At 72.1% G+C, this 15,593-nt stretch carries 17 protein-coding genes, 1 tRNA gene and 1 riboswitch; of the genes, 10 read left to right on the plus strand and 8 right to left on the minus strand.

All coding sequences use genetic code 11. The annotated features are described in order from the left end of the window. Position 1: 1 nt before the first annotated feature. Positions 2–733, minus strand: a complete 732-nt coding sequence (locus tag ACVJ1F_RS06020; RefSeq protein ID WP_456885221.1) for an alpha/beta fold hydrolase — start codon at positions 731–733, stop codon at positions 2–4. A gap of 80 nt (positions 734–813) precedes the next feature. Between ACVJ1F_RS06020 and ACVJ1F_RS06025 the strand changes: the two genes are divergently transcribed. Continuing rightward, positions 814–1,254: a hypothetical protein gene (locus ACVJ1F_RS06025; RefSeq protein WP_456885223.1), complete on the plus strand. Its 441-nt coding sequence runs from the start codon at positions 814–816 to the stop codon at positions 1,252–1,254. A 4-nt stretch (positions 1,255–1,258) separates the two neighbouring features. Here ACVJ1F_RS06025 and ACVJ1F_RS06030 read toward each other — a convergent pair whose 3' ends face one another. Next, entirely contained in the window at positions 1,259–1,657 is a 399-nt protein-coding gene (locus ACVJ1F_RS06030; protein ID WP_456885224.1) for a hypothetical protein, read from the minus strand. Between the two features lie 73 nt (positions 1,658–1,730). Then, positions 1,731–1,839, plus strand: a riboswitch (TPP riboswitch). On the opposite strand from ACVJ1F_RS06030, the gene ACVJ1F_RS06035 reads away from it, so the two are divergent. From ACVJ1F_RS06035 to ACVJ1F_RS06050, 4 genes are all read left to right on the plus strand, one after another. Next, positions 1,835–2,497, plus strand: coding sequence for an ECF transporter S component (locus ACVJ1F_RS06035; RefSeq protein ID WP_123571879.1), 663 nt, complete (start codon positions 1,835–1,837; stop codon positions 2,495–2,497). Its footprint overlaps the riboswitch before it by 5 nt. Before the next feature lie 24 nt (positions 2,498–2,521). After that, the gene (locus tag ACVJ1F_RS06040; protein WP_456885226.1) at positions 2,522–4,033 is read left to right on the plus strand and encodes an ABC transporter ATP-binding protein; all 1,512 of its coding nucleotides are present in this window, start codon (positions 2,522–2,524) and stop codon (positions 4,031–4,033) included. Beyond that, positions 4,030–4,824, plus strand: a complete 795-nt coding sequence (locus tag ACVJ1F_RS06045; protein WP_456885227.1) for an energy-coupling factor transporter transmembrane component T family protein — start codon at positions 4,030–4,032, stop codon at positions 4,822–4,824. The genes ACVJ1F_RS06040 and ACVJ1F_RS06045 overlap by 4 nt, the downstream gene beginning before the upstream one ends. Then, on the plus strand, positions 4,817–5,434 hold the full coding sequence (locus tag ACVJ1F_RS06050; RefSeq protein ID WP_456885229.1) for an ATP-binding protein: 618 nt from the start codon (positions 4,817–4,819) through the stop codon (positions 5,432–5,434). Before ACVJ1F_RS06045 ends, ACVJ1F_RS06050 begins: the two co-directional genes overlap by 8 nt. Here the strand turns inward: ACVJ1F_RS06050 and ACVJ1F_RS06055 are convergent. After that, entirely contained in the window at positions 5,390–7,606 is a 2,217-nt protein-coding gene (locus ACVJ1F_RS06055; RefSeq protein WP_456885231.1) for an acyltransferase family protein, read from the minus strand. The genes ACVJ1F_RS06050 and ACVJ1F_RS06055 overlap by 45 nt on opposite strands. A 42-nt stretch (positions 7,607–7,648) precedes the next feature. Between ACVJ1F_RS06055 and ACVJ1F_RS06060 the strand changes: the two genes are divergently transcribed. Then, entirely contained in the window at positions 7,649–9,274 is a 1,626-nt protein-coding gene (locus tag ACVJ1F_RS06060; RefSeq protein WP_456885233.1) for a glycosyl hydrolase family 28-related protein, read from the plus strand. Between the two features lie 12 nt (positions 9,275–9,286). On the opposite strand, the gene ACVJ1F_RS06065 is transcribed toward ACVJ1F_RS06060, so the two are convergent. The 5 genes from ACVJ1F_RS06065 to ACVJ1F_RS06085 all read right to left on the minus strand — a co-directional run bounded on the left by ACVJ1F_RS06065 (position 9,287) and on the right by ACVJ1F_RS06085 (position 12,438). Continuing rightward, positions 9,287–9,604: a metallopeptidase family protein gene (locus tag ACVJ1F_RS06065; protein WP_056049129.1), complete on the minus strand. Its 318-nt coding sequence runs from the start codon at positions 9,602–9,604 to the stop codon at positions 9,287–9,289. A 264-nt stretch (positions 9,605–9,868) separates the two neighbouring features. Then, positions 9,869–9,941: transfer RNA gene (locus ACVJ1F_RS06070), tRNA-His, on the minus strand. Positions 9,942–10,000: 59 nt separating this feature from the next. Continuing rightward, positions 10,001–10,621 (minus strand): oligoribonuclease, encoded by a 621-nt coding sequence (gene orn, locus ACVJ1F_RS06075; protein WP_056048454.1) that lies wholly within the window; start codon positions 10,619–10,621, stop codon positions 10,001–10,003. Positions 10,622–10,699: 78 nt separating this feature from the next. Beyond that, a complete protein-coding gene (locus tag ACVJ1F_RS06080) occupies positions 10,700–11,968 on the minus strand; it encodes an MFS transporter (protein ID WP_456885235.1) in 1,269 nt (422 codons plus the stop codon). Then, on the minus strand, positions 11,965–12,438 hold the full coding sequence (locus ACVJ1F_RS06085; RefSeq protein WP_056048448.1) for a MarR family winged helix-turn-helix transcriptional regulator: 474 nt from the start codon (positions 12,436–12,438) through the stop codon (positions 11,965–11,967). Before ACVJ1F_RS06085 ends, ACVJ1F_RS06080 begins: the two co-directional genes overlap by 4 nt. Before the next feature lie 95 nt (positions 12,439–12,533). Here ACVJ1F_RS06085 and ACVJ1F_RS06090 point away from each other — a divergent pair, with 95 nt between their 5' ends. The 4 genes from ACVJ1F_RS06090 to ACVJ1F_RS06105 all read left to right on the plus strand — a co-directional run. Next, on the plus strand, positions 12,534–12,818 hold the full coding sequence (locus ACVJ1F_RS06090; protein WP_157485491.1) for an oligoribonuclease: 285 nt from the start codon (positions 12,534–12,536) through the stop codon (positions 12,816–12,818). Between the two features lie 84 nt (positions 12,819–12,902). After that, positions 12,903–13,163: a thioredoxin family protein gene (locus tag ACVJ1F_RS06095; protein WP_277959952.1), complete on the plus strand. Its 261-nt coding sequence runs from the start codon at positions 12,903–12,905 to the stop codon at positions 13,161–13,163. A gap of 98 nt (positions 13,164–13,261) precedes the next feature. After that, positions 13,262–14,551 (plus strand): glycosyltransferase, encoded by a 1,290-nt coding sequence (locus ACVJ1F_RS06100; RefSeq protein WP_456885238.1) that lies wholly within the window; start codon positions 13,262–13,264, stop codon positions 14,549–14,551. Continuing rightward, a partial coding sequence (locus ACVJ1F_RS06105; RefSeq protein ID WP_456885240.1) for an ArnT family glycosyltransferase occupies positions 14,548–15,593 on the plus strand: 1,046 nt, incomplete at its 3' end. The genes ACVJ1F_RS06100 and ACVJ1F_RS06105, both read left to right, overlap by 4 nt.

Here is a 15,593-nt window from a genome sequence, read left to right on the forward strand (position 1 = left end):
GTCAGAGCAGCTCGGCCAGCAGGGCGAAGGTACGGTCTGGTGCCTCGAGCTGCATGTCGTGGTGCACGCCCGGCAGGCGGCGGATCCGCCAGCCGGCCTGCTGGTAGCCCGACACGAGCCGTTCCGGCAGGACGGCGGGGGAGTCGTCGGACAGCACGATGACCGAGGGCACCGCGGGCTCCGTCGTCGCGACCGGGTGGAAGGCCACGTCGCGGAACACGCCCGTCGCCATGCCCGAGTCGAACCGGGCACGGGCCTGATCCGAGGAGGCGCGGGTCGCGTCGTCGTACCCGGCGCGAAGTCGGGCGCCCTTCCGCGCCTGGGCGAGGGCCGCGACACCCATCGTCACGGTGGGCGCGGCCCAGAAGAGCCGGCCGGCGAGACCCGTCGTCGGCAGGGCGAGGGAGAACCCCGGGTCGAGGTAGACGGCCGTCCGAGGCTGCAGCCGGTCGACGGCACGGACGAGGACCGAGCCACCCAGCGAATGCCCGACGACCTCGTGCAGGCCCCGGGGCAGGGCCGAGGCGACGTCGTCCGCGAACTCGTCGAGCCGGTACGACGACGCCCGGTCGCTCAGACCGTGACCCCGTAGATCGAGGGTGGTGACCGTGTACGAACCGGTCGCGACGAACCGGTCGACGATCGGCTTCCAGGTCGCACCGTCGGCGCCGAGCCCGTGGACGAGGGCGACGTGACGGTCGCCGTCGCCGGTGGTCGTGACATTCAGGTGCATGGCGACCATCCTGCCTGTCACCATGGGGCGTACGCCGACCCGACCGAGCCGACGCACGCACGCACGAGAAGGGCACGATCATGGCCGACGCCGGGTTCAGCAAAGAAGAGAAGGCCGCCATGAAGCAGCGCGCCGCCGAACTGCGGGCCGAGGCGAAGCGTCAGAAGCTGGCCGACAAGTCGGCCGCCGAGGCGCAGGACGCCACGGACGCCATCGCGGCCATGACCGATGTCGAGCGGCCCATCGCCCAGATGGTGCACGAGGTCGTCGCCGAGCACGCCCCGAACCTCGCCCCCAAGACCTGGTACGGCTTCCCCGCCTACGCCCGGGAGGACGGCAAGGCCGTCGTGTTCTTCCAGCCCGGCGCCAAGTTCGGCACGCGCTACTCGACCCTCGGGTTCCAGGACGGTGCCCGGCTCGACGACGGCACGCTCTGGGCCACCTCGTACGCGGTGACCGGCGCCGACGACGCGACCCGCGCCTCCGTCGCCGCCCTCGTCCGGAAGGCCGCCGGACTCTGACGCGTCAGTACGCGTCGGCCGACAGGGCGATCAGCAGGTAGGCGACCGGCCCGGCGAAGGCGAGGAGCACCGCCAGGGTGACGGCGGTGATCGGCAACCCCATCAGGCGCTGTCGGAGGGCGAGGGAGACCACGCCGACGACGACCGTCACGACCGCGAGGACCCAGCACAGCACCGACGCCACCGTCGCGACGCCGAAGGCGTGGATGCCGTACGCCGCCGCCTCGCCGCGGTAGGAGTGGATCATCGGCTGGAGGACGACGAAGGGGACGACCCCGGTGACGACCACGAGCACCACCGAGGTGATCGGCAGGACGAGCTGGGCGGGGTGGCGTGGCCGAGGGCGGGCCGGGCCCGGCGGCGGAGCCGGAGGCGCGGGCGGTGCGACGGGAGGCCAACTCATGCCGCCACCCTAGGCGGACCGTTCGGTCGACGCCGTCGCGGACGCGTCCCTCGGCCCGGCGCTATGATCGTCCCCACAACACACGGGAGTCCGGTGAGCCGGGCTGAGAGGAAGCGAACCACGCTTCGACCGTCGAACCTGATCTGGGTCATGCCAGCGCAGGGAGGAGAAGAACAGATGTCCACGTCCACGCCCGAAAACCGTTCCACGGCGGCTCGCGACAGGTCGACCGGCTTCACGCCGAAGGCTCGCACCACCCCCACCCGGCGCTGGCGCGTCGTTGACATCGTGGTGGCCAGCGTCATCGGCGTGGCCGCCGGCGTCGTCTTCTGGGCCTGGGGCCTGGCCTACACGCCCATCGACAGCGTCCTGAGCTTCTCGGGCGGCTTCGAGGGCATCCTCAACGGCGGCTGGCTCTTCGCCGGCGTCCTGGGCGGCATCGTCATCCGCAAGCCCGGGGCCGCCGTCTACACCGAGGTCGTCGCGGCGGTCGTCTCGATGCTGATCGGCACCCAGTGGGGCTTCTCGGTGCTCATCTGGGGCATCGTCCAGGGCCTGGGCGCCGAGATCGTGCTCGCGGTCTTCCTCTACAAGTCGTGGCGGATCGGCACGGTGCTGCTCGCGGGTGCCGTCGCCGGCCTCGCCGTCGGCCTGATGGACACGAGCTTCGCCTCGGCCGCCGCCTACGCCGCCGGTTCGAAGACGATCTACGTCGTGACCTCGGTCGTCTCGGGCACCGTCATCGCCGGCCTGCTCTCGTGGCTCGCGGCCCGCGGCCTCGCCCGCACGGGCGCGCTCTCGCGGTTCGCCTCGGGACGCTCGGCGGACGCCAGGATCTAGGCGCGCCTCCTCGTGGTCCTTCCTGTGAGCGGAACGAGCGGCCGACGACCGGCGGTGGACGCGGGTGCCCGCGTCACCGCCCGGGGCTGGGGGTGGCGGCACGCCGGTCGTCGCCTGCCGGCCGTCTCGCAGCTCGACCTCGACGTCGCCCCCGGTGAGCGCGTGCTGCTGCTCGGCGCGTCCGGCGCCGGCAAGTCGACGCTGCTCGCCGGCCTCGCCGGGGTGCTGGGCGGAGACGACGAGGGCGACGAGGCCGGCGACCTGCTGGTGGACGGCCGCGCCCCCGCCGAGCAGCGCGGCCGGGTCGGCCTCGTCCTGCAGGACCCCGACTCGCAGGTCGTCCTCGCCCGCGTAGGCGACGACGTCGCGTTCGGCTGCGAGAACCTCGGCGTGCCCCGCGACGAGATCTGGCGCCGCGTCGGGCACGCCCTCGACGCCGTCGGGCTCGACCTGCCGCCGTCCGCGTCCACGTCCGAGCTGAGCGGTGGCCAGAAGCAGAGACTGGCGCTCGCCGGGGCCCTCGCCATGCGTCCTGGCCTCCTGCTCCTCGACGAGCCGACGGCCAACCTCGACCCCGAGGGCGTCGTCGAGGTGCGCGACGCCGTGGCCCGCGTCGTCGCCGACACGCAGGCGACGCTCGTCGTCGTCGAGCACCGCGTGTCGGTCTGGCTGCCCGTCGTCGACCGCGTCGTCGTGCTCGACTCCGGTGGGGGAGTCCTGGCCGACGGTCGCCCCGACGACGTGCTGCGTGCCGAACGCGACCGCCTCGTCGCCGCCGGGGTCTGGGTGCCCGGCGCCGCGCCTCCTGCGCCCGTCCGGTCGCGCACGACCGGTGACCGGTTGGTGACGGCGTCGGGTCTCGACGTGGGGCACGAGGGGCCCAAGGGCCGCGCGGTGGCCACGGGCATCGACCTCACGGTCGTCGAGGGGCGGGCGCTCGCGGTGACCGGCACGAACGGCTCGGGCAAGTCCACGCTCGCCCTCACCGTCGCGGGGCTGCTCGCCCCCGTCGCCGGAGTCCTCGAGGCCACGCCGTCGTTCGCCGACGGCGCCGGTCCGTCTCCGATCCGATGGAAGCCCCGACAGCTGCTCACCCGCGTCGGCACCGTCTTCCAGGACCCGGAGCACCAGTTCCTGACGGCGACCGTCCGTCGTGAGCTGGCGGTGGGGCCGGAGGCGCTGGGCGCGTCCCCGAGGGAGGTCGCGTCGCGCGTCGACCACCTCCTCGACCGCCTGCGGCTCGACCACCTCGCCGGTGCGAACCCGTTCACGCTCTCGGGCGGCGAGAAGCGCCGGCTCTCGGTCGCGACCGTGCTCGCCTCGCGCCCGTCGGTGCTCGTGCTCGACGAACCGACCTTCGGGCAGGACGCCCGCACCTGGCACGAGCTCGTGGTCCTGCTGGCCGACCTGCTCGACGAGGGCCGCGCGGTCGTCGCCGTGACCCACGACGCGGAGTTCGTGGCGGCCCTCGCCGACGACGTGCTCGACCTGAGCGCCCACGCCCGCCGCGCCGACCCCGTCGAGGCGCGTCGATGAGCGTGCTCACCCCGGTCGTGGCGACCGGCGTGGTCGGGCGCGTCAACCCGGTCGCGAAGCTGCTCGCCGCCGTCGTCCTCGCGCTCGCCCTCCTGCTGTCGATCGACTGGGTCTCGGCCGGCACCGCTCTGCTGCTCGAGGGGCTGTTGCTGCCCTTCGCCGGTCTGTCGGCCCGGCAGCTGCTCGCCCGTACGGCGCCGCTCTGGATCGCCGCCCCGACGTCGGTCGTCGCCATCGCCCTCTACGGACGCGACGGCGGGGCGTCGGTGGTCGAGTGGGGGTTCCTCTCGGTGACCGAGGGGTCGCTGGCCCTCGCCGGAGCGATCGGCCTGCGCATCCTCGCCGTCGGCGTGCCGGGCATCGTGCTGTTCGCGACGACCGACCCGACCGACCTGGCCGACGGTCTCGGGCAGGTGTTGCGGCTGCCGGCGCGTTTCGTGCTGGGGGGACTCGCCGGGTTGCGTCTGGTCGGGCTGTTCATGGACGACTGGCGCCAGCTCGCGTTGGCCCGACGGGCCCGGGGCGTCGCGGACTCGGGCGGTCCGATCGGTGCGCTGCGGCGGTTCGGGCAGCAGGCGTTCGCGCTGCTCGTGCTGTCGGTCCGACGCGGCAGCAAGCTCGCCACCGCCATGGAGGCCAAGGGCTTCGGCAGCGACGCCCCGCGCACCTGGGCGCGTCCGTCGTCGTTCGGCCTGCGGGACGTCGTCCTCGTCGCCGTCGGCGTCGTCATCGCCGCCACCTCGGTGACCGCGGCCGTCCTGGCCGGCACGTGGGAGTTCGTCCTTGCCTGAGCACGTCGTCGTCGACGAGGCCGTCGACGTCCTGCTCCGCCGAGCCGAGGAGGCGCGGGTCGGCTCGCGTCGCGTGGTCCTGTTGATCGACGGCCGCTCGGGTTCGGGCAAGACCACGCTCGGCCGTGCGGTGGCCGCCGCGTGGCCCGACGACCGGCTGGGCCCTGCACGGCTCGTGCACCTCGACGACGTCTACCCGGGCTGGTACGGGCTCGAGACGGCCTCCCGGGCGCTCGAGACGTCCATCCTGTCGCCGGTCGCTCCGGGATGGCAGCGGTGGGACTGGGAGCACGACCGCGCGGGGGCGTGGGAGGTGCTCGACCCGGCCGTCTCGCTGATCGTCGAAGGGGCCGGGGCGGTGACCCGCGCCTCCTCGTCGCTCGCCGACGTCCGCGTCTGGCTGGAGCTCGACGCCGACACCCGTCGGCGGCGGGCCCTCGACCGCGACGGTGCCGCCTTCGAACCGTGGTGGGACGTGTGGGCCGCTCAGGAGGATCGGCACCTCGCGCGCTGGTCGCCCCGGGAGCTCGCTGACGTGGTCGTCTCGGCCGGGTGGTCGCCGACCTCAGAGCACGCCCCGGGCTCGGAGCAGGTCGCCCAGGACGGGTGACACGGCCACCGCGAACGCGGTCGTGAGGTGGACGCGATCCTCTTTCACGGGGACGTCGCCGACGAACGCCGGACAGAGGTCGCTGACGCAGGTCAGCACACGCAGGTCGACCAGCACGCCGCCGACCGACTCGAGCACGTCCTGATCGGCGGCCGCGCGGTCGATCCAGGTCCGGGACGTCCGGGAGATGCAGTCGACGGGACTGCCCCCGCGCCGGAAGCACGACGCGATGTCGGCGTCGTCCGGCGGCGGCGTGAGGACGGCGACGGACCCTGCGGCGTCGGCCAGGCGCCGGGCGTAGGCGCCGAAGCCCTCGGACCACCGATCGGGCGTGATCGTGCCGCCTCCGTCCTCGGAGAGCGTCTGGTACGAGTTGGTCACGAGGACGACGTCGGGGTGCGTCTCGTCGATCAGGGCGAGGGTCTCGTCGTTGTGCGCCCGGCAGGACTCGAGGATGCCGGTGACGTCGTTCTGGACGCGGATGTCGACGAACGGGCAGGCGAACTTGGCCCGGTTGACGAGGGTGAACCCGTTCTCGGCCGACTCGGCCAGGGGGACGAGCGCGTCGAGGTGGTGCATCGCCGTCGAGTCCCCGACGAGCACGACGGTGGTGCTCGCCGAGGGAGAGGTCCACGAGCAGTCGTCCGGGGTGAGGCCCTGGGCCTCGGCGTCGCCGCAGGCGAGGTGCGGGCTGCCGGTCCGCGTCCCGTCGAGGACCGACTCGATGCTCGGGTCGAGCTCGGGCCACGAGGTCGCCGACAACGCCCTGCCCACCTCGCCGGACCACTCGTCGACCGACGGGACGTCGAGGCCGTCGGAACCGTCCGTCCCGCCGGGCTCGCCGGGCTCGCCGGTCGTCCCCCCTGCGGCGCCGTCGGTGCCCCCGTCGCTCGCCGCGGAGGGCAGGACGGGTGGAGCGGCGGCTGGGCGGACGGCGTCCACGGCGAGGACGGTGGCCGTGAGGGCGGCCACCGCGAGCAGCGCAGCCCCTCCGCGCCGGTAGGTCGATCGATGGTCTCGTCTCCACCGTCGCCAGGCGTGCCCGGGTGGTCCCGGCTCGAGGAGGGGCGAGGTGATGAGTGGCCGTTCGACCAAGTGGTAGGTCAGGGCGGACAGGACGAGGGTGGACACGAGGACGGCAGGCCAGAGCCGGGCCGGTTCGTCGCCGAGCAACGACGTGCCGACGACCAGGGCGACGAAGTGCCAGAGGTAGATCGAGTACGAGAGGTCTCCCACGATCATCACGGGCCGGCCGGCGAGGGGCCCGAGCCACGGTGTGCCGGCGCACCCCGTGCCCGAGGCGAGGACGAGCAGCGTGGCCGCCACGGGCAGCAGGGCGCCGGGGGCCGGGAACGGGACGGTGCTCGTCGTGACCCAGGCCGAGGCCACGACGCCGACGAGGCCGACCCACGCCAGGGCCGGACGGAGGACGGCGGGGAGCCGGGTCATCGTGGGGGCCGCCGTCGCGAGGAGCGCTCCGAGCGCGAGCTCCCATGCGCGGGTCAGGCTCGAGAAGTAGGCGACGGTCGGCGACGTCGTGGACTGGTGCCAGGCCCACGCCAGCGATCCGAGCACGAGCACCAGCAGCAGGACCCCCAGGGCGACCCTCGGGACGGTCGGCCCCTTCCGTCGCCGGGCGACGGCGACCGCGGCGACGACCACGACGGGCCAGACCAGGTAGAACTGCTCCTCGACGGCGAGGGACCAGTAGTGCTGGAAGGGCGACTCGGGGCCCTGGGCGGCGAAGTAGTCGGTCCCGGTGGCGGCGAAGTGCCAGTTCGCGAGGGACGCGACGGACCAGAGCGCGTCGATCGCCGCCGACGCCCCGCGGGACGAGCCGACGACGAGCCAGGTGGCCGCCGTGCCCAGGACGAGCACCAGGACGCTCGCCGGCACGATGCGGCGGATGCGTCGTCGCCAGAAGGCCGCGATCGAGATCCGTCCGTGACGATCGGCCTCGCGCAGCAGGAGCCCCGTGATCAAGAACCCCGACACGACGAAGAACACGTCGACCCCGACGAATCCGCCGGCGGGCCGCCCCGTGACGTGCTCGAGGACCACCATCGTCACGGCGAGGGCCCGGAGGGCCTGGATGTCGAGACGGTGGGCGGGGGCGGGACGGCGAGAGGCGATGTTCTGGTCGATGGTGTGCACCCGATCTTCTGACGACATGTGGTGAGGCATATATTACCCACGCTCGTGTACCCTGCCGTCATGACCGATCCACTCGACGAGACGCCGAACCGATCGCGTCGCGGTTTCCTGCTCGTCGGTGCGGCGGGCATCGCGGCGGCCGGTGTCGCGGCCGTCGCCCCCGGCGCCCATGTCGCTCGCGCCGACGACGGGCCGCCCTCCGACGGGCCATCCGCCGACGGTTCCGGGGCGGCACCGGCTGCGGAGGTCGGGACGTCGGACGACCGCACGGGGGTCGACGTCCGTGACCACGGTGCCGTCGGCGACGGTCTGACGGACGACACCGCCGCCTTCGCCGCGGCCGTCGAGGCGGCCAGGGTGGTCCGGGGGCGTGTGCTCGTCCCGGCGGGCACGTACGTCGTCGACTCCGTCACGGTGCCCCTGTTGGTCTCGATCCAGGGCACGGGGGCCGACGTCAGTCGGTACGGGGCTTCCACCGACGGTGGCGTCACCATCCGGCACCTCGCCCGTTCGACGAGGCCGATGCTCGTCGTCGACGGGAACGGTGTCACGCTCGAGGGGCTGACCCTGCAGGGCAACGGCTCGGCGGCACCCCTCGTCCAGGTCGTGAACGGGTTCGAGTCGCGCTTCGACAGGGTGCAGTTGGCCGGCGTGGCCGGAACGGCCCTCCTCGTCGAGCGCGTCAACAACAACCTCTGGTCGGATCTCTTCGTCAACAACTGCGGGTCGGCCGACGCGGCCGCGGTCGTCGTGCGGTCACCGGCGTCGGGTGGGTCGAACACGAACACGTTCACCTGCGTGAACCTGCACATCGAGGGCAGTGCGAACGTCTCCCTCGACCTCGCCTGGGGTTCGACCGCCGAGTACTTCGTCGAGTTCGTGAGGCTGATCGCCCCGCACATCGAGACGTTGCAGCGGGCTGGATCGGACGGTGACGCGACCGTGCGCATCGGCAACGTCCGGCAGATCGAGTTCGTCGCCCCGACGATCTACGGTGGCCCGGGTCCCCTGATCGAGCACGACGAGAGGCGACGTCGTGGCGTCGACATCGACGGCGGCATCCGACTGCTCGGCGGTGCCCTGCTCGGCGCGGACCCTGCCCAGGTCGGAGCGTCGACCGTGCTGGTGCGGCTGACCAAGGGCGACGACTTCGCCCTGGTGGGCACCCGTCTCGGTCGCTTCACGCAGGCAGGGGTCGAGTTGGGGGCCGGGTACGGCTCGCGGTTCGCCGTCGATCCGACGACACGGATCGCCACGACCGGCTCGGCCGTCGACGTGGTCGACCGACGAGAGGTCGAGGCTCGGCCGCTCTGGGCCTGGGGTGGCGACCTCGCGGTGGGACGTCGGTTGCTGGGTGCCCTCGGTGGCCCCTCGCCCGTGGCGTCGGCCATGGGGCGGAACGGCGACGGCGCACCGGCTCCCACCCTGTCGGGGTCCGATCTGAGGGGAACGCTCGGCTTCGGTTCGGGTCGGGCCCGTCGTCCCGGAACGCAGGTGCGGGTCCGCTATTCGAAGCCCTTCACCACGGCGCCGGTGGTCTCGATCTGTCCGGCGTCGAACACGGCTGCGTCGTCCCAGTTCTTCGTCGTCTCGCGACCCGACGCCTTCGACGTCGAGATGGTCGGTGACCTCGACGAGGGCCTCCCGGCCGACGCCTACCGGTTCACGTACCAGATCATCGGCTGACGGCGGCCTCCGTCAGGCCCAGCCGAGTTCGTGCAGTTGGTGGTCGTCGATCCCGTAGAAGTGGGCGATCTCGTGGACGAGCGTGACGTGGATCTCGTCGGCGAGCTGGTCGAGGTCGTCCACGGCGGCGAGGTGCGGTTCGCGGTAGAGGATGATCCGGTCGGGTAGTTCGCCGAAGCCGTACTGTCCACGCTCGGTCAGGGCGACGCCGTCGTAGAGGCCGAGCAGGTCGAGCGTGCCGTCCTCGGGGCGGTCTTCCGTGACGAACACGACGTTGTCGAGCCCGTCGACCATGTCGTCGGGCAGCAGATCGAGTTGGTCGACCACCATCGCGTCGAACGCCTCCGCGCTCACCTCCGCCGGGTCGATGCCTGCTGCCGGTCGTTCGTCGTCCACGTCACCACCCTCCCACGCCGACGTCCTGGCCCCCTGAGCCGACGAGCGAAGCTGAGTCGCCATCGCACCGCCCTGAACGTGACGAGCGCAGCGAAGTCCTGACCCTCGACGTCTCGGATGCGCTCGCGCATCAGAGACCAAAAAGCCCCAGAACCCAAAAAATCCCCTGCCCATCGGAGGGCAGGGGATTTCATTTTGGGTGAGTAACGGGGCTTGAACCCGCGGCCTCCTAGACCACAACCAGGCGCTCTACCAGCTGAGCTATACCCACCATGTGTCGTTTCCGACGATGCTGTCGACTGCCGAGGCGATCGCAACGAGAAGACTCTACTACAGCCGGGGGGCCCATTCGTCCACGACGGCCTTCGAGATCGCCTGGACGTCCTCGGTGGTGGGACCCGGGTCGGCGACGAATCCGGCACGGCGGTAGTACTCGAGTTCGCGAATGGATTCGAGGATGTCGGCCAGGGCCCGGTGTCCGCCGTGTTTCTGCGGAGCGTTGAAGTACACGCGGGGGAACCAGCGGCGGGCCAGCTCCTTGATCGACGACACGTCGACGCTGCGGTAGTGCAGGTGGCCGTCGACGCGCGGCATGTACTTGGCGAGGAACGCGCGGTCCGTGCCGATGGTGTTGCCGGCGAGGGGCGCGTGCTGCTCGGTGGGCACGTACTTCAGGATGTACTCGAGCACCTCGAACTCGGCTTCGGCGAGGCTGACGCCGTCCGGGATCTCGTCGATGAGGCCGGACGAGCGGTGCATCTCGGTGACGAACTCGCCCATGTTGTCGAGGGCGGACTGGTCCGGCTTGATGACGATGGCGAAGCCGGGGTGCACGGGCTTCAGGTCGAAGTCGGTCACGACCACGGCCACCTCGACCAGTTCGTCGACCGAGAGGTCGAGCCCGGTCATCTCGCAGTCGATCCAGACCAGTCGGTCGTTGCTCGTAGCCATTCCGCGAGTCTAGTCCGGTGCCCTTCCGGCACCGCGCCTCCTGCACGGGACCAGGGCAGGAGGCGCGGTGCGGTGCGGTCAGATCGCCTCGCCGGCTCCGATGGCCTCGGCTTCGACGCGAGCCGGTTCGGGGCCGTCGTCGACCCGGCGCAGGGCCCCTCGGGCGGCGACCACGACGACGAACGCGATGGCGACGCTCGCGGCGGCGAACACGTAGGCGGCACTGGGGTCGATGGTGTCGGCGAGCAGCGTCGCGACGGGCGGGGCCACGGCGCCGCCGAGGAAGCGCACGCCCGAGTAGGCGCTGGACGCCACCGAGCGGGGCAGGTCGGTCGCCTCCATGACGGACTCGGTCAGCACCGTGTTGAGCACGCCGAGCACCAGGCCGCCGACCACCACGCAGACCACGAGGGCGGCCGGCGTCCGGACGACGACCGCGGCGGCGACGAGGTCGAGCGCGAGCAGGGGGAGTGCGATGCGCAGCACGGTCGTCCGACGCAGGCGCGCGGTCAGCAGCGGGGCGACCCAGACCGAGGTGATCGCGAGGCCGACGCCCCAGCCGAAGAAGGTGAACCCGATGCCGAGAGCCCCGAAGCCCAGCGGGTACGGCGTGTACGCGAGCAGGACGAAGAATCCGATGTTGTAGAACAGGGCGGTCGCTGCGAGGGCGCCGAGGGCCGGGCGGCCCAGGGCGCGGAACGGGGCCGACAGCGTCGTGGGCGTGGGTTTCTCCATGGCGCCGCCCTTGAGGAACAGCACGATCGCGATGAAGGCGATCGCCATCAGGGTGGTGACGCCGAAGAACGGGCCGCGCCAGCTGACCGAGCCGAGCAGGCCGCCGATCAGGGGGCCGATGGCGATGCCGAGTCCGAGGGCCGCCTCGTAGAGGATGATCGCCGAGGCCGTGCCGCCGGATGCCGCGCCCACGATCGTCGCGAGGGCGGTCGAGATGAACAGGGCGTTGCCGAGCCCCCAGCCGGCACGGAAGCCGATGATCGACCAGACGTCGCCACTGGTGGCGGCGAGCAGGGCGAAGAGCACGATCAGGGCGAGCCCGATCAGCAGGGTGCGCTTGGCGCCGAGTCGACTCGACACCCAGCTCGTGAAGAACATCGCCACGCCCGTGACGGCGAGGTAGCTCGTGAAGAGCAGTTCGGTCTGGGTCGGGCTGGCCTTCAGCGACTCGGCGATGGCGGGGAGGATCGGATCGACGAGCCCGATGCCCATGAAGGCGACGACGCAGGCGAAGGCGATGGCCCACACGGCGGTCGGCTGCTTCAGGATGCTGGGCCCGGCTCCGTGCGCGGTGCCGGAAGAGGACGAGGAGCTCGAGGCGGAGGCGCTCACGCGAACACCGCCTCGGCGTCGGAGTGGACGTCGGCGTGGCCGGCGGCGCGATGGCCGACCCGTGACGCCAGGAGGCGGGTGGCGTGCTCGAGCACGGCCCACTCGTCGTCGTCCAGGTCGGCGAAGAGGCCGCCGAGCGAGTCGGCGAGTTGCCCCCGCCACTCGACGAGCGCCGCCGTGCCCTTGTCGGTGATGGCGATGAGCCACGCTCGGGAGTCGTCGGTGTCGGCGATGCGCTTGACGAGCTCGTCCTCGGCGAGGCCTCGGAGGAGCTTGGTCATGGTGGGCTGCGACACGCGACTGGCCCGGGCGAGGTCTCCGACGCGGAGCTCGCCGTCGGTCGTCAGGATCGAGAGCGTGCGCCACACGGCGGGTGAGGTGGTGCGGCCGGTCTCCTGCGCGGCGATGCGCGTCAGGCGATGGGTCGACGTCAGGAGGGATTCCAAGATGTCTGTCGGCTGGGGAGTCATCCCTCAAGTGTATAGCCAAGCTATATAGCGTGGCTATGCGGTTTCGCCGAACGAAGCTGGGCGCCGACTCCGTGCCTCCTGGTAGACCTGTGGACATGACAGACAGCAAGCCCACCGTGGCCGAGGGTTCCGAGTACGTCGTCTTCTTCGACGGCGGTCCGAGCGACGGCTCCACCGACACCCGCATCAGCACCGACGGCTCGTACGACGAGCAGATCACCGATTTCGTGTTGGTCGACGGCATGGAGACCGGCATCGTCTACACCGCCACCGAGGCCAAGATGGTCGGCGAACAACTGCAGGTCCACTACTCGCTCGACGCGAAGGACAGCGACCCCGTCGTCGACCCGGAAGACCGCAACGACGACCGCGACAACTGACGTCGGCGGCCCCGGCCGCACCGACTCACCAGACCGCAGGAGGCGCGGGGGAAGATTCCCTCGCGCCTCCTCGTTGTCCCCGGCATGATGCTCGAGCTCTACACGTCGGCCTTCTGCGGTCCCTGCCACGCGGCCAGGGCGGTCGTCGCCGAGGCGAATGGCCTCGTGCCCTCGCTCGTCGTCGACGAGGCCGACGTCGCCGCCCGGCCCGCCGACGCCGAACGGCGCGACGTCCGCAGCACGCCCACCATCGTGGTCACGCGGGACGACGGCGAGGTCGTCTTCCGCTCACCGGGAGTGCCGACCCTCGACCGTCTGCTCGGAGCCCTGGCCCTGGCGGTCTGAACCGCGGGACCCCCGTCATGGAAGGCCCATAGGATCTCCGCGGCGTCGCCATCGACTGATGCGAGGCCGCTGATGGCGTGGCGACCGATCGTGGTCCCATGCCTGACACCGACATCCTGCGTCTCGACATCGTGGTGCCCGTCTTCGACGAGGCCGCCACCCTCGAGGCCAGCATCACGAGCCTCCATGACCATCTGACCCGCCACGTCACCGAGACCTGGCGCATCACCGTGGCCGACAACGCCAGCACCGACGGCACGCCGGCCCTCGCCGACGACCTCGCCCGACGCCTGCGGTGCGTGACCGCCGTCCACCTCGCCGAGAAGGGCCGAGGCCGTGCCCTCAAGCAGGTCTGGGCGGCCTCGCCCGCCGACGTGCTGGTCTACCTCGACGAAGACCTCTCCACCGACCTCTCTGCGCTCGGCCCGCTCGTCGCACCGTTGCTCTCCGGCCACTCCGACCTCGCGATCGGCACCCGGCTGAGCCGGTCGTCGCGGGTCGTGCGCGGCGGCACGCGGGAATTCGTCTCGCGCAGCTACAACTTCCTGCTGCGTCGCACGATGGGGGTGGGGTTCAGCGACGCCCAGTGCGGCTTCAAGGCGATCCGGCGCGAGGCCGCCGAGCGACTGCTGCCCCTCGTCGAGGACACCGGGTGGTTCTTCGACACCGAACTGCTGATCCTCGCCGAGCGCTCGGGCCTGCGCATCCACGAGGTGCCGGTCGACTGGGTCGACGACCCCGACAGCTCGGTCGACATCGTCTCCACGGCCGCCGCCGACCTCAAGGGGATGCTGCGCGTGGGCACGGGCATCGCCCGGGGCGCGGTCCCGGTCCAAGCGGTGTACGACGCGATCGGGAGGCGTCCGTTCGAGCCGCCCGCGCCTCCGACGTTCTTCTCGCAGGTCGTGCGGTTCGGCGTCGTCGGGGTCGCCTCGACCGCCGCGTACGCGCTGCTCTACCTCGGCGCGCAGCAGGTGATGCCGGCCCAGGCGGCGAATTTCGTGTCGTTGCTCGTCACGGCCGTGGTCAACACGGCCGCCAACCGGCGGTTCACGTTCGGGGTACGGGGGGCGTCGGGCGTGGCGCGACACCAACTGCAAGGGCTGATGGTCTTCGTACTCGCCTGGACGCTGACCTCGGGGTCGCTCGTCGTGCTGCACGCCGCGACTCCCGCGGCCGACGCGCAGGCCGAGCTGCTGGTCTTGACGGCCGCGAACCTCGTCGCGACCGTCCTGCGCTTCGTGCTCTTGCGCGTCTGGGTGTTCCGGTCGGAGGCGACGCACGTGACGCCGGGACCGGCCGACGAGCGGGTCGGTGTCGCCGACCCCGTGTCCGACCTCGCCACCCGCGTCGCCGCCGACGACGACGTCACGGTGGTCGGTCGATGAGCGCCGGGACGACGCCGGTGCCGCTGACCGATCGACGCTCGCCGTCCGGGTCGGCCGGCCCGCGCCTCCGTCCGCTCGCTCGTCGCCTGGCGCGCGGGCGTGAGGACGCGGCACGGTGGGAGCGACCGGCGTTCCTCGCGCTGCTGGTCGCCACGGGGGCTCTCTACCTGGTGAACCTGTCGGCGAACGGCTGGGCGAACTCGTTCTACTCGGCCGCGGTGCAGGCCGGTTCGCAGAACTGGGAGGCGTTCCTCTACGGCTCGTCCGACGCCGCGAACTCGATCACGGTCGACAAGCCGCCCGCGAGCCTGTGGGTCATGGCGTTGTCGGTCCGGGTGTTCGGACTGTCGTCGTTCAGCATCCTGCTGCCCGAGGCCCTGATGGGCGTCGCGACCGTCGGACTCGTCTGGGCCACAGTGCGGCGGCACTTCTCGGGCGTCGCCGCGTTCGTCGCCGGTGGAGTCCTCGCGCTGACCCCGGTCGCCGCGTTGATGTTCCGCTTCAACAACCCCGACGCGCTGCTCGTGCTGCTGCTGACCCTCGCCACGTACCTGACGCTGCGCGGCGTCGAGACGGGCCGCGTCCGTTGGGTCGTCTGGGCGGGCGTGGCGATCGGCTTCGGCTTCCTGACCAAACAACTGCAGGCGTTCGTCATCCTGCCCGTACTGGCCGGGGTGTACCTCGTCGCGGCGCCCGTCCTGCTGCGCAAGCGGCTGCTGCACCTGCTGGCCGCGCTCGGTGCGGTCGTGGTGTCGGCCGGCTGGTGGGTCGCCCTCGTCGAGCTGGTGCCCGCGGGCATGCGGCCGTACGTCGGCGGCTCGCAGACCAACTCGTTCCTCGAGTTGACCTTCGGCTACAACGGCCTCGGACGGCTCACGGGTGACGAGACCGGCAGCGTGACGGGCGGGGGCGGGGGGCCCCGGGGCGCCCCCCCCCGCCGGGGGGGGGGGGCCCCCCCCACCCCCCCCCTCACCGGGGGGGTGGGGGGGCCCAACCCCCGGGTGCGTCCCCCCGCCCCCGGGATCCGCGCCTCGGCCCCCGG

This window comes from Frigoribacterium sp. 2355, from assembly GCF_054060695.1.

Bases quoted from the DNA above. Each gene is read 5' to 3' on its own strand.
- ACVJ1F_RS06025 (WP_456885223.1), top strand. From the start codon at position 814: ATGGCCGACGCCGGGTTCAGCAAAGAAGAGAAGGCCGCCATGAAGCAG.
- ACVJ1F_RS06100 (WP_456885238.1), top strand. From the start codon at position 13,262: ATGCCTGACACCGACATCCTGCGTCTCGACATCGTGGTGCCCGTCTTC.
- ACVJ1F_RS06030 (WP_456885224.1), bottom strand. From the start codon at position 1,657: ATGAGTTGGCCTCCCGTCGCACCGCCCGCGCCTCCGGCTCCGCCGCCG.
- ACVJ1F_RS06055 (WP_456885231.1), bottom strand. From the start codon at position 7,606: ATGTCGTCAGAAGATCGGGTGCACACCATCGACCAGAACATCGCCTCT.
- ACVJ1F_RS06065 (WP_056049129.1), bottom strand. From the start codon at position 9,604: ATGGTGGTCGACCAACTCGATCTGCTGCCCGACGACATGGTCGACGGG.
- ACVJ1F_RS06090 (WP_157485491.1), top strand. From the start codon at position 12,534: ATGACAGACAGCAAGCCCACCGTGGCCGAGGGTTCCGAGTACGTCGTC.
- ACVJ1F_RS06060 (WP_456885233.1), top strand. From the start codon at position 7,649: ATGACCGATCCACTCGACGAGACGCCGAACCGATCGCGTCGCGGTTTC.
- ACVJ1F_RS06095 (WP_277959952.1), top strand. From the start codon at position 12,903: ATGATGCTCGAGCTCTACACGTCGGCCTTCTGCGGTCCCTGCCACGCG.
- ACVJ1F_RS06045 (WP_456885227.1), top strand. From the start codon at position 4,030: ATGAGCGTGCTCACCCCGGTCGTGGCGACCGGCGTGGTCGGGCGCGTC.
- ACVJ1F_RS06020 (WP_456885221.1), bottom strand. From the start codon at position 733: ATGCACCTGAATGTCACGACCACCGGCGACGGCGACCGTCACGTCGCC.
- orn (WP_056048454.1), bottom strand. From the start codon at position 10,621: ATGGCTACGAGCAACGACCGACTGGTCTGGATCGACTGCGAGATGACC.
- ACVJ1F_RS06035 (WP_123571879.1), top strand. From the start codon at position 1,835: ATGTCCACGTCCACGCCCGAAAACCGTTCCACGGCGGCTCGCGACAGG.
- ACVJ1F_RS06085 (WP_056048448.1), bottom strand. From the start codon at position 12,438: ATGACTCCCCAGCCGACAGACATCTTGGAATCCCTCCTGACGTCGACC.